Source organism: Collinsella sp. AF31-11 (assembly GCF_003475605.1).
In the GTDB taxonomy this organism is placed as follows: domain Bacteria; phylum Actinomycetota; class Coriobacteriia; order Coriobacteriales; family Coriobacteriaceae; genus Collinsella.
In genome coordinates this window covers 174,944-187,643 of sequence record NZ_QRQS01000001.1, presented here as the reverse complement: position 1 = coordinate 187,643, position 12,700 = coordinate 174,944, and the positions used below count along the sequence as shown (strand labels likewise).

The following is a 12,700-nucleotide window of genomic DNA, read 5'->3' as shown; positions in this document are numbered from 1 at the left end:
GCGCCTTTTGCGGATTAGTCGCTGTGCCGGATAATAAATTGTCAGAACCAGGCGATAATTAAATTGCCGCGGCTGTCGTTACATATGACACGTGACAGGAGGACATGATGAAAAAATGCCCAGGTTGTTGTTAGCGATGGTTGTCCTATTTTTCGCCACCGGATTAATTTTTTTTGCCCTCCGCAAATGCTTCTGAGTATTTGACGCCCGCCGACGCATGCTTCGATTTGAATGATGGGCCGAAACAAGAACGTACTATCGAGCTTCCAGATGGCTCTACAGGTGTTTTTGGGATAGAGAAAGAGCAAGCTGATGTTGCCCCGATTTGGGACGGCTACTACAACGCTACTGATGGGAATTGGAAGGTTTACTTCTATACTGGAGTGCTCGATGCTGAGTACTGGATATCAATCAAGAACTACAACATTACATCGTGGTGGGGCCATAAGGCATCTTCCGTTGGTGGCGCCTTATCGAATTTCAGTAAGAGTTTTTCTTCCAAACGAACAAAGTGGAGCTTTCTTTTTACCGGTGTAGGCGGTATGGCGTCTGCGACTTATACTCTTGGAGCTGAAATAAATGGCTCTCGACTGCATACATATCGAGCGTGATTCAATATGGGCGTGTTGGGTAAGATCAACATTGGCGGAGAGGTTTCCCTCCTGGCTATAGTTCTGGTTGAGGTCGGAATCACCGCTGCGGTGATCTATCTCGTTTACAAGTTGATAAAGGCTCTCAAAAAGGTTATTGAACGAACCAAACAAGAGTAGGCGGTCAGTCCACTCGATTTCGAACCCATTTCAGCGGGTGTCATCCTCTCTGTCTGCTTCTCTGTGGGCGGAGAGGATTTTTCTATGACTGAGACCGCGTCAGTGCCAAATCCGCGCCTATCCTCGACCCGAAATTCGCCCACTCGGTGGACTTCGGGTTTAATGCTTAGGGGCGGGGATTTACCAAATTGAAATTTTAATGAAAAGAAACCCAGCTGCAACAATTGCCATGGTGAGGGCTCGAATTGGCCATATGGATCTAAAATAGTAACGATATACAAATGTCGAGAGACGTTGGGGATATAGATGAAAAGAACTAAGGGTTTTCTTTTGTTGGTAATGATGCTGCTCGGACTGTTCTGCCTGAGTGGCCCTTCTTGGGCCGAGGCTGCCTGTCCTGAAGGTGAGCCTCAGCAGTCTTATACGGGCAGCCTGCTGATAACTGCTAAGGAGGGCGATGCCGACTCTCAGTCTGGGGTAAATCCCCTTGCCACTTTTGAGGGGGACGGCGGAACGGTCAAGCTTGACCATATTGGTAGCGGGATTTTGAGGTGGCAAGTTCTTCCGGACAAAATTGCGAACGATCCCTTCTCTTTTGCTGGAACGATATATCTATACAAGGTTATGAGCGGAAAACAAAATTACGTCGATTGCTATCCGACAAACGGGTCTGGAATTGCATTCACCGGCATTTCGGGGCAGATTGATACACATGTACGAAAGGGAACCTATGTAGTGCGTTGGGTTGGAGCTGCTGCAGGCCCGATATGGATTGCGGTCTTGCGTCCCGATGTCCAAATAGGTTTCTCTCTCTAGACGGGAAGTTGCTCATGGACGCCATATATGACGGGGATGACTGGGTCGATCATTATACTTGGCGCCTGGTCGGCTCGAACGACAATGGGGATGTGGTGTTTGATGGGCTATGTCCAAAGCATCTCCATCCTTTTGTCTCGTCGTTAATTGAGAGTTCCGCTCGTGTTGCCCCCTACAGCTCGGCATCGCTTCATGATACGGACGTTTTGAAGACCATAAGGGAATCAATTGACGAGGGCACGATGAGCGGCCCGCTGTTTTCTCGGCTTGTGGGGCTAGATGAGATTGGCTCGAAACGACTGCTTGCGGGCGAAAAAGTGGAACTCACTTATCGGTCGATGATTTCAATCCTGCGGCTAGCCGATGTTCTTCGCAAATAAATGAGGCTTATAGGACAAAATGTGTGTCTACTTTAGGGGTATCGGCGCAGGTCGATGCCCCTTTTTCAGCCGTTTAAATTCCGTGTCCGCTTTTAACCGCTCGGACAGAATGTGTGTCCGGTTGCCTATCGTTCCCGCAGGTGGATAACCTTTTCCGGAACCGTTAAACACCCTTTCGGAAGAGGTGCCCATGAAGGCCGTTTATTGCCCCTACTGCGGCGGTCGGACCAAGCGCAACGACGGGACCTCATCGGGATCCCAGCGGTGGAGGTGCACGGCCTGCGGCGCGTCGACGACGGTGAGGTTGTTAGTGTCGGAAAAATTTAGCCAAATATAGTCGGCCGAGATTGACCAATCCCGGCCGACCCATTTTGGCCAACACGCCCGCATCTATGACTTTCCTATCGCATTCCTACATCCCCTCGGGCTGGATCCCCCTCACCTTCACCGCCTGGGGGACGGCCTCCACCGAGTACGTGTCGAGCCCCCTGCCGCGGTAGCTCGGGCCCCGCATCACGAACACCGACGCCTTGTCGAGCAGCCTGTCGAGGGCGGCGTGTTGGCGCCACCAGCGTAGTGGCGGCGGGGAGGCACGGTGGCCATTATTCGGTGACCGGGATTGGTCAAAATCGGTTGACTATTAGCGGCTAAAATCGCCCGGCGCTAACAAGGTACGACGACACGGCGACAAGGCTGGACGAGTTCCTCGGGTGGCTCCTCTCCAAGGACTCCCAGGCGGCGATGCCGGGCGGCGGGCGGTCCTTCAGGCGCAGGACGGCCGAGTTCTGGGAGGTCTGGCCCATGCCCGTCCCCGACGGCGAGCTCCACCGCGTGCTCTACGTCGACGGGATCTGGGTCGCGCGCGAGCTCGTGGTGCTCATATGCTGCAGCGGCGAGCGGGTGGTCTCCTGGTACATGGCGAGGTCGGAGAACTCGAGGGCGTGGTCGGCCCTCATGGCGCCGATCCCGGCGCCCGACGTGGTCGTCACCGACGGCGGGAGCGGGTTCGCCAAGGCCGTGCGAGAGACCTGGCCGCGCACCAGGGTCCAGAGGTGCGCCTTCCACGCCTTCTCGCAGGTCAAGCGCTACACGACGATGCGGCCAAAGCTCCAGGCGGGGCGCGAGTTCTACCTCGTCGCGCGCGACCTCATGGGCATCGAGATGCTGCACCAGGCCGAGCTCTGGGTCGAGCGCTACCTCGACTGGTGCGGGTTCTGGGCCGACTTCCTGGAGGACAGGACCGTGGTGGACGGCAGGAGGGTCTACGCCCACGAGAGGCTGAGGCGGGCGCGCTCGTCGCTGTCGTCGCTGGTGTCGGCGGGGACGCTGTTCACCTACCTCGACCCCGCCCTGGCCAAGGTCGGCCCGCTGCCGTCGACCAACAACATGATCGAGGGAGGGGTGAACTCGCAGCTGAGGGCCGTCCTGCGCAACCACCGGGGGCTGACGTCGGTCAAGCGCGTGAAGGCGGTGTTCTGGTGGTGCCACGCGCACTCGGGGGACGCGAGGACGGCGCGCGAGAAGCTCGCCACGATGCCGACCGACGCGGACATGGACTTCCTGTTCAGCGTCTACTCCGCCTCGCCGTCGCGCGACGACGGAGGGCCGGAATGGGGCGACAGGGCCGTGTGGGAGGACCTCCACCACAGGGACCCGTACCCGTTCTGGCTGGATTAATGGATTGAAACGGATGTTCTATCGGGACACACATTTTGTCCTATAAGCCCACATTTTGTCCTATAAGCCCCAAGGATGACGATTCCAATACGGACGACACCAAAACCGGCATCGACGGCTCCATGGACGATTCGGATTCCAAATAGGCCCTGTTAGTTGAGTTGCTTCTTTGCCGGTGTCGTATACGAAACCGCTATACCCGCGGCAATTGCCATGAGGCAGCTTGCGACGAGTCCGTACTCATACTTCAAAACGTTTGTTGCGGTCAGGGCGATAATCAACACAGTCGCAATTTGCAGAATTATCATTATTACGAAGAGATTGATTCCTTGTTTGGCCGAAGTCGCTGAGTGAGTTTGGCTTTGTTGATTCAGGTTGTAGCTGACAACAAAAGCGATCAGCTCGCTTGATACGGGGCCGACTACATAGAAAAAGAGTGCGTCAATGAAGCCTATAGTGTTGTAAGTGTTGTAAGTTGTTTCGCCGGAAAAAACAGCGTATAAAGCATATCCAAATCTTGGCTGATTCATGTATGAGTAGGAGAAGACCAAGAGCGTTACCAGTGCTACTGCCATAAGTACATTCAAGACGATTCTTCTACCGCTCATCGGCCACTCCTTTCGAGTGCTGATAAAAATAAATTAATATAATAGCAGTTTTATCCAATAGGATTGGAGGAGTCATGACAGCTAATTCCGTTATCCGTAAGTTAATGATACTCTCAGCATCGATCATCTTTTGATCACTAACTTTTGCTGCGACTCCGTCTTTTGGATTGACCGTCAATCATGATGCACCTGCCGTCGGGACTTATTCAGAGGTGTCTTTGTTTGATAAGACCTCTATAGCAAGGCGCGCTATGCAAGAAGATGTCCTTGATACGTATTATTCATTTTACTGTTTTAATAACACTGCCCATAATAATCCCTTAATGTATCCAACATACAAACGACTCACCTTCAAGAATAGCTACAGCCGTATTTATCCGGATACATGTCGAACGAGTTTTACATATCCTTGCCCCACATGCAGGGTTGACGGAACGATGAAAGTATTTCAGTGCAATTATCAAACACGTTGATCGATTGTAGGTGGATTTAATGGGTAGCACAAAGATTAAAGTAATTCTAGGTCCTATTTTCCTTTTTGTTTGCTTGTGCTTTCCGGCTGCAGGCTTTGCGGACGGGATCGTCTGCAATATGAGAAACGATGTTCAACCGGTTGCTTCACTATCTAATGATCTTCTATTTGCTTCCGGCTCCACTGCTCGTCGTGCAAACAGTGAAAGGGTCTTGAATGTATATTGGACTTTTTCGGGATTATTGAATGGTCAATCAGTGGATAATCGAATTGTATACAGGGATTACAAGTCGCTATCTTTTCGAAATTCCTATAGTACCCTACCGCCAACTTGGGTTAATACTCGCGCTACTGGTTCTAGTGGTGAATATTTTTCTCAGGTTCAAGCTATTGGGGTTGGATCCGTGGAAACGTGGCGTTGCAACTATCAAGTTAGATAATATGATATAAACGTCACATCTAAATAACGTGCACTTTCGCTGGAGGGTCGCTGTTTGGCGGCCCTCTTTTTTTGCACAGGCGCGGTGGGATGGTAATATCGGGCGGGAGTCAGCCACTCTGATAGAATCGTCCTTGCTGTCGGCAGCTCTCGTGCCGGGCAGAGCCCTCCATTTGATGGGAGGTGATGCCCATGACCGATTTCACCGAGCTCGTTAAGCTCCTGACCGCTATGGTCTCGCTCCTCACGGCCCTTGTCGGCCTTTCCAAGGCACTCAAGCAGGGCTCGAAGCCCAAAAAGAAAGGCCACCGTCGCTAAGACGATGACCCAACTTCATTATGCAACGGCTCTGCCCAGCTCTCTACAACTTGGGCTGCCGTCGGCACCATTTTACCCTCCTGACGAGGAATTCGTCCATATTTCAAAAATCAAATCCTGTTCGCGCGTGGGCGTAAACTTTTAGTTGGGCAAATCCGGCAGATTGGGTAGTCATTGGGGACGTTCTTTAATGACTAGTCGTTTAAGGACGTCGCATGCGACTAGTTCACTTCGACGGGTGCGGCGCCGGGATAGCGGTCCTCAAAGTCCAGACGGTATTTGTTGTCGTTGGTGCCCGCTACGTTGTCGCGCGCCAGCGGCGCCACGATCTCGTCCTTGTGGTTGGCGGGGCTGGAGTACTCAAGGCTGATCTCCCAGGCATCGCAAATGACGTCAATGCGATTCTCCAGGTCGTCGTAGAGCGTGATGATGTCTTTCCACGAGCTGTAGTTCTGCGAGTCGATGGGAACGTCCAGGTCCTCGACCTCGTCCTTGAGGTCGTCTATCTGATCCTCGAGTGCCTCGGCGGTGTCGCTGGCCGACTGACGCGAGCTGCGGTCATCCTTAAGGTAATACGTGTTGAATGTGGTGGCGCAGTCGCGGACCTGCTGGTCAAGATCAGAGAGCCTGCTGTAGTAGGAGCTCAGCTGGTCGTAGACGTTTTGCTCGCTGATGGTGGCGGCATCGTGGGCGTCATCGTCATCATCGTCAAGCTTGTTGGGGTCGCCCTTGACGGAGACGTCATCGTCGTCGTGGTCGATCTTGACCTTCTCGATGGTTGTGCCCTTGGAATCGTCGGCGTTCTTGTTGAACGGTCCGATCATAAAGAATGCGACCAGCGCGATAATCACGACGACCAGTATGGCGATGATGCCGATAAACAGAGCGTTGTTGTTTTTGGGCGCGACGGGAGCACCGGCCTGCGGAGCAGCGGTTGGAATGGGTTGCTGAGCCGCGGCGTTGGCCGCCGCCCATTGCTGCGTCGTGCCAGCTTCCGGCTGGGGAGCGGGCGCGGGCTGATGGGCGGACTGCACGGTCACGTCCTCCTGCTGGGGCTGAGTTTCCGTGGGCTGCTGCGTAGACTGAACCGTGGTCGCGGCGGTGTCGAAGGCGGCATCGGACGCGGCGGCATGTTCGGCCGCCTGCGCATCCTCTTGCGACTGAGAGGCCTGGCCATCATCGGTTGCCGGCGTTCCGCAGCTGGTGCAAAAACGCTCGTCGTCTTTCAGAAGCTTGCCGCAATGGGTGCAAAACCGGGGCATGATGGTTCCTTCCATTCGATGTGTTGGCTAGATTATAAGGTGGTTCAGGTGCGGTTGGGCCGCGCCGACCCAACTGGTTGTGTGAGGATAGCCGTGCCGCGCAAGCCCTGTCGCATGCGTCACAATGAGTGCGGCGTGCTGGGTGTCCGGCGCGGCCGTTTATCGACGGCTCGGTAGAATGCGATGGTGGGGAGTGAGTCTGTGTACTGCGGCGAGCAAGGCCGGGATGGCGGCGACAACGTGGAGGCGTTCCGGTTCCCGCCGGGGGATGCGCCCCTCGCTGCGCGCGATTGCTCGCGTCGAGTGTTTTGTGCCGGGATGTTGACCGGAGCGCTTGCCTCGGTGATGAGTCTCGGCGGTTGTGCCGCGCGCCGCAACGAGGCTGAGGGTTCCGCTGTCCCTGCCAAACAAAAGGCGAATCATCCGTCCGCTCAAAAGACGGAGGCTGTCTCCCGGGCTTCTTGGATTGCCGGCCTCCAGCAAGATGTCGAAGCCCTTGTCGAGCCATATGGTGGGTCTACCTCGGTCTATGCTGTGGCGCTTGATCCTCAAACGTTCGCGTCGCTCGATGGCGAAGTCGCCGTGGCGCCGGACGCGCGACGTGTGGCGGCAAGCATCATCAAGCTTCCCATTCTCGCTTGTGCGCTCGAGACCGTGACGGCGGGCGAGCTGTCCCTCGACGAGCAGATAACGGTAACGCAACAGGATATCGTGGGTGGCAGCGGCAACATTCAGTCGCGCGGCGCGGGTGTATCGTACAGTATTGACGAGCTGCTGCACGCCATGATCGCCCAGAGCGATAACGTGGCAGCGAACTTTGTTATCGGCAGGCTTGGCATGGATACGGTCAACGAAACGTGTGCCGCATTGGGGCTGACCCAGACCGTGCTCGCTCGTTTGATGATGGACGCCGAGGCCCAGGCACAAGGTCGCGAGAACTACACGAGCGCTCGTGATGCTGCGGCCGTGTTGCAGCGGCTGGCGGCGGGGACAATCGCGACGCCCGAGCTGTGCGAGCGAGCGCGCGGGTATCTGCTGGCGCAGGAAGACGCGCGCGGTATTGTCGAGGGCGTTCCCGGCGGCGTTTTGGTCGCGCATAAAACGGGCAGCCTGGCGAATGCTCAGCACGATGCCGCAATCGTCTACGCCGAGCGCCCTTACGTGCTGGCAATCCTCACCCAAGACCTCGAACGCGAGCAGGCCCTAGCCCTCGAGCGCGACATTTCCTTCGCCATCAACGCCCGCGCCCACTCCTAAGTTGCGGTGAAATAGGGATTGTATTTGCTGCTAGAAGGCGTATTCAGTCCCTATTTCACCGCAACTTAGAGGGTCGGCAGTTAGGGACGTTCCTTTTCTGCCGGCACTTTAGGAACGTCTCTAACTGTCACCTAAGTAGTCATTGGGGACGTTCTTAAACGACTAGTCATTAAAGAACGTCCCCAATGACTAGGTCCGATTTGGGGTGCGCCGGACGCTGGGGTATCATGGCTTGGTTGCTATAACTTGCATTTTCGCGCCTTGTAGGAAGGGGCTGCGCCCATGGCTTTTGAGCCCGCTCAACATAGCTTCATCACGCTCGAGGGCGTCGACGGCGCCGGCAAGTCTACGCAAGCGCGTCTGCTTGCCCGTGCGCTCGATCTTGCCGGCTACCAGGTGGTGAGTCTGCGCGAGCCGGGCGGTACCGCCATCAGCGAAAAGATTCGCGCCCTGCTGCTCGACCCCGCCAACACGGCGATGGGTGACACCTGCGAGCTATTGCTGTACGAGGCGGCCCGTGCCCAGTTGGTGCACGAGGTCATAGCTCCCGCCCTCGCGGCCGGCAAGGTGGTTCTGTGCGACCGCTTCTACGATTCCACGACCTGCTACCAAGCGTTTGCCGACGGCCTCGATCGCCAGATGGTACGCGATGCCAATAACCTCGCCGTCGCGGGAACGCATCCGGTGCTCACGCTCGTCTACCACATCACACCCGAGCAGGCGGCGCTGCGTATGGCCGCCCGTGGCGCGGCAGATCGCATGGAGGCAAAGGGCATGGCGTTCCAAGAGCGCGTTTACCAGGGATTTTGCAGCATTGCCGCCGAGGAGCCAGGCCGCGTAAAGCTCATCGACGCCACCGCGCCCATCGAGGAAGTCTTTGCGAAGACGGTCGAGCAGGTCCGCGCGCACGGTCTCGATATCTCCCAAGACGCCGTTGCCGCCGCGCTTGCCCAGGAGGCCGAGTAACATGGCCCCCGCTCAGACAAGCCTGTTGGCCAAGCTCGACACCCAAGAGCGCGTGCGCGACTTTTTGACCAATGCCGTCGCCAGCGGCCGCGCATCGCACGCTTACCTGTTTTTGGGTGCTCCCGGCGCCGGCAAGCTCGACGCTGCATGGGCGCTCTCCCAGGCCTTCCTGTGCGAGCAGGATGGCTGCGGCGCATGCGACAGCTGCGTGCGCGTTGCTCGGCATACGCATCCCGACGTGCACTATTACACGCCCGAGAGTGCCACGGGCTACCTCATTGCCCAGACCCGCGAGCTGCTCGATGACGTGCCTCTGGCGCCTATCCGTGCCAAGGCCAAGGTCTACATCATCGACCGTGCCGAGCAACTGCGCGCCAATACCGCCAACGCACTGCTCAAAACGCTCGAGGAGCCGCCCGAGGGCGTCATGTTCATCCTGCTGGGCACCTCCGCAGACGTGATGCTGCCCACCATCGTGAGCCGCTGTCAGTGCGTGCCGTTTCGGCTGGTGTCGCCCGCCGTGGCCGCGCAGGCCGTGAGCCGCGCCACCGGCCAGGACCTCGCGCGTTGTCGCATGGCGGTCGCCGTGGCGGGGAGCCCCACGCGCGGCATCGAGTTCCTTAAGAGCGCCGAGCGCCAGGACGCTCGCCGCCAGATGGTTCGCGCCATCGATTCGCTTATCGCCGCCGACGAGGCTGATGTGCTCAGCCTCGCCAAGTCACTCATCGTCGCCGTTAAGGCGCCGCTCGCCGAGGTCAAGTCCACGCAGGAAAAGGTGCTTGAGCAAAACGCCGACTACCTGTCGCGTGGAGCATTGAAGCAGCTTGAGGACCGCAACAAGCGCGAACTCAACGCGCGCGAGCGTTCGGGTATCATGGAAGCGCTGGCGAGCGCGCGGACGCTCATGCGCGATGTGCTGTTGACGCTTCAGGATGAGGCGGCCGACGTGGTGAACGAAGACGTGCGCGACACGATCGGTCGGCTTGCCGCCGCGACCAATGTTGCGGGTGCCACCCAGGCGCTCGAGGCGGTCGCAACCGCCGAGCGCAACATCGCCAGAAACGTTACTCCCCAGCTGGCCATCGAGGTCATGCTGTTCGATATCAGGAAGGCACTGAAATGCCGTTAGTCGTACCCGTTAAGTTTACCTATGCCTCGCGCGACCTGTGGTTCGACCCACAGGATCTGGATATCCTCGAGGCCGATTATGCCATTTGTTCTACCGAGCGCGGAACCGAGATCGGCCTGGTCACGGCCGACCCCTTCGAGGTGCCGCAAGACGAGATCGGTCAGCCACTCAAACCCGTGCTGCGCGTGGCGAGCGACATCGACCTGCAGCTTGCCGACGACCTGGCTATCCAGGGCGACGAGGCCATGGTTGATTTCCGCCGTCTGGTCAAGGAACTCGACCTCGAGATGAAGCCGGTCGGCGTCGAGTACCTGTTTGGCGGCGAGAAGGCCGTGTTCTACTTTGCGGCCGAGGAGCGCGTCGATTTTCGCCAGCTCGTCAAGGACCTGTCCTCGACGCTGCACATTCGCGTCGACATGCGTCAAATCGGCGTGCGCGACGAGACCCGCCTGGTGGGCGGCTATGCCCAGTGCGGACAGGAACTCTGCTGCACGCGTTTTGGCGGACAGTTTGAGCCCGTCTCGATTCGCATGGCAAAAGAGCAGGACCTGCCGCTCAACTCGTCCAAGATCAGCGGTGTTTGCGGCCGCCTGATGTGCTGCCTGCGCTATGAGTTCGAGGCGTACAAGGACTTTAAGAGCCGCGCGCCCAAAAAGAAGACGCTTATCGACACGCCGCTCGGCAAGGCGCGCATCCAGGAATATGACACGCCGCGCGAGCAGCTTGTGCTGCGTCTGGAGAACGGCAAGGTCTTCAAGGTCAATCTGGCCGACATGACGTGCTCGGAGGGCTGCAAAAAGAAGGCCGCCGAGCAGGGCTGCAACTGTCGCCCCGACTGCGTGACGCGCGACGTGCTCGAGCGCATCGAGTCGCCTGAGATGCGCCTGGCGCTCATGGAGCTCGACCGTGAGAACGGCGTCGACGTGGGTGATGGTCTGTCGAGTGCCGACCGTCTGGCCGGTACGTCGATGCCCAAGCGCCGTCGTCGCGATGCTGAATCCGATGCTCGCGCCGGTCAAGGCCAGGGCGAGGGTCGTGGCAGCGGAAAGGGCCGCGGCAAGGCCGAGGTGCCCGAAGTCGAGGAGGCCGCCGGTGGCCGTCGTCGTCGCAAGCGCGCGGGCTCGGGCGATGTTACCGAGGCCGCGGCCGCGGGCAAGAACGCCTCTCGCGAGCGCGAGGCTCAGCAGCCCCAGCAGCAGAATCGCGGCGGTGGCATGAACCCCACACGTCGTCGTCGCCGCCATTTGTCGAGTGAGGAGCGCGAGGACGCCTTCCGCGCCGCAGCTGCTCGCGAGGCTGGTGCCGCCCCCAAGGGTGGTTCGGGTTCCGATACGCCTGCCGACAAGGGTGGCAAGCAACGCAACGATGACGAGCGCGCGCCGCGTCCGCGCCGTCGCCATTCCTCGGGCGCGCAGCAGAAGCCCTCAGTGCCCTCCGTGGCCGATCAGGTCTCGGATGGCGAGGTCAAGGTCACGCGCCGTCGTCCCGGAGATGGCGGAGGGACTGCCGCCAAGGCTTCGCGTGGCGCCGCTCGCGATGAGCACGAGCTGCGCGAGGATCGCGGTAGCGAGGGTTCGGCCGATCAGGGCCAGAAGCGCCGTCGCCGTCGCCGTTCCCGCAAGCCGCGCCAGGATGGTGGCGAGGGCTCGACCCCGTCTTCGTCTGCACCACAACCGCCCGCCGGCGAATAACGCCTGCGAGCGGATTTAGCCCGCCTTGCCCCGAGCGCATCGGGGTATCATAGCGCTGAATCAACAACCCTCCCTGCGACCGAACGTAGGGAGGGTTGTGTCTTGAAGAGCCATCTGAACATATTGAGCCGTCTGCAGGGTGCCGGCGCCCTACCGTTTGCGGACGAATTGCGACCGTTTGCCGAGCGGGCGGCACGCGAGGTGCTTGAGGCATTGTCGCCAACACGATGTGCCGGCTGCGAGCGCGCCGGTACGCTTATTTGCCAAGACTGCCTGGCTGCGTTCACGCTCATCGACCCATGCCATAGCTGCATCCGATGCGGTGCCCCGTTTGGGGATTTGCTGTGCACTGAGTGTTCGGTCGAGGGCACGTCCTCGGCAATGTCGGAGGCGCTCGACCGCTGCCTGGCGTGCGCCGTCTATGCGCATCCGCTGCCGCGCATCATTAAAGCTTACAAGGACGCGGGCGAGCGACGTCTGGCTCCGTATCTGGCGGAGTTGCTCTACGACACCGCCCTGCATGCCCAGGTCGTAGCGCCCGAACGCTTAGGAGGAGTGCTGTCCGGTGCGGATGCGGTGGTGTTTGTGCCTGCGACGGCGGCAGCGTTTCGGCGGCGCGGTTTCGATCATATGGAGGCCATTGCGCGCCCATTTTGCGAGCTGTCGGGTGTTCCTCTGCTCGATGCCCTCGTCAAGTACGGCCATGGCGACCAGCGCGAACTCGGTCGTGAGGAGCGCCGCGAGCGTGCCCAAGGCATGTACGAGACGGTTGAGGACGTGCACGGCCGCCGCCTGCTGCTTATCGATGACGTTATCACTACGGGCGCGACGATGGCCGCGGCTTCGGCGGAACTCAAGCGCGCCGGCGCTGCGGCAGTCGATGGCCTTGCTATCGCACGTGTTTGGTAGGGGTGG

11 protein-coding genes and 1 pseudogene are annotated in these 12,700 nt (G+C 58.6%); 10 read left to right on the top strand and 2 right to left on the bottom strand.

What is annotated here, in order from left to right:
- Positions 1-173 precede the first annotated feature (173 nt).
- From DWZ22_RS10635 to DWZ22_RS00830, 4 genes and pseudogenes are all read left to right on the top strand, one after another.
- Positions 174-611, top strand: coding sequence for a DUF5626 family protein (locus tag DWZ22_RS10635; protein WP_158573277.1), 438 nt, complete (start codon positions 174-176; stop codon positions 609-611).
- 465 nt (positions 612-1,076) lie between these two features.
- Complete coding sequence (locus DWZ22_RS00850; protein WP_118405196.1) at positions 1,077-1,586, top strand: hypothetical protein; 510 nt, start codon at positions 1,077-1,079, stop codon at positions 1,584-1,586.
- A gap of 14 nt (positions 1,587-1,600) precedes the next feature.
- Positions 1,601-1,966, top strand: coding sequence for a hypothetical protein (locus DWZ22_RS00845; protein WP_117736085.1), 366 nt, complete (start codon positions 1,601-1,603; stop codon positions 1,964-1,966).
- Positions 1,967-2,647: 681 nt separating this feature from the next.
- Positions 2,648-3,643 (top strand): annotated as a pseudogene (locus DWZ22_RS00830) (IS1249 family transposase); the annotation flags it as partial.
- Positions 3,644-3,795: 152 nt separating this feature from the next.
- On the opposite strand, the gene DWZ22_RS00825 reads toward DWZ22_RS00830, so the two are convergent.
- Complete coding sequence (locus DWZ22_RS00825) at positions 3,796-4,251, bottom strand: hypothetical protein (RefSeq protein ID WP_118405194.1); 456 nt, start codon at positions 4,249-4,251, stop codon at positions 3,796-3,798.
- Positions 4,252-5,354: 1,103 nt separating this feature from the next.
- On the opposite strand from DWZ22_RS00825, the gene DWZ22_RS10585 reads away from it, so the two are divergent.
- A complete protein-coding gene (locus tag DWZ22_RS10585) occupies positions 5,355-5,480 on the top strand; it encodes a hypothetical protein (RefSeq protein ID WP_255413117.1) in 126 nt (41 codons plus the stop codon).
- Between the two features lie 221 nt (positions 5,481-5,701).
- Here the strand turns inward: DWZ22_RS10585 and DWZ22_RS00815 are convergent, their stop codons facing one another.
- Positions 5,702-6,742, bottom strand: coding sequence for a zinc ribbon domain-containing protein (locus tag DWZ22_RS00815; protein ID WP_158573276.1), 1,041 nt, complete (start codon positions 6,740-6,742; stop codon positions 5,702-5,704).
- A 201-nt stretch (positions 6,743-6,943) separates the two neighbouring features.
- Between DWZ22_RS00815 and DWZ22_RS00810 the strand changes: the two genes are divergently transcribed.
- The 5 genes from DWZ22_RS00810 (at position 6,944) to DWZ22_RS00790 (ending at position 12,694) form a co-directional block, all read left to right on the top strand.
- Positions 6,944-7,999: a serine hydrolase gene (locus DWZ22_RS00810; RefSeq protein ID WP_158573275.1), complete on the top strand. Its 1,056-nt coding sequence runs from the start codon at positions 6,944-6,946 to the stop codon at positions 7,997-7,999.
- 282 nt (positions 8,000-8,281) lie between these two features.
- A complete protein-coding gene (tmk, locus tag DWZ22_RS00805; RefSeq protein WP_118405190.1) occupies positions 8,282-8,965 on the top strand; it encodes a dTMP kinase in 684 nt (227 codons plus the stop codon).
- A 1-nt stretch (position 8,966) separates the two neighbouring features.
- Positions 8,967-10,094 carry an ATP-binding protein gene (locus DWZ22_RS00800; protein WP_118405189.1) on the top strand — a complete coding sequence of 376 codons (1,128 nt, stop codon included), beginning with the start codon at positions 8,967-8,969 and terminating at the stop codon, positions 10,092-10,094.
- Positions 10,085-11,785, top strand: a complete 1,701-nt coding sequence (gene ricT, locus DWZ22_RS00795) for a regulatory iron-sulfur-containing complex subunit RicT (RefSeq protein WP_118405188.1) — start codon at positions 10,085-10,087, stop codon at positions 11,783-11,785. The genes DWZ22_RS00800 and ricT overlap by 10 nt, the downstream gene beginning before the upstream one ends.
- 102 nt (positions 11,786-11,887) lie before the next feature.
- Positions 11,888-12,694: a ComF family protein gene (locus tag DWZ22_RS00790; RefSeq protein WP_233546414.1), complete on the top strand. Its 807-nt coding sequence runs from the start codon at positions 11,888-11,890 to the stop codon at positions 12,692-12,694.
- Positions 12,695-12,700: the final 6 nt, after the last annotated feature.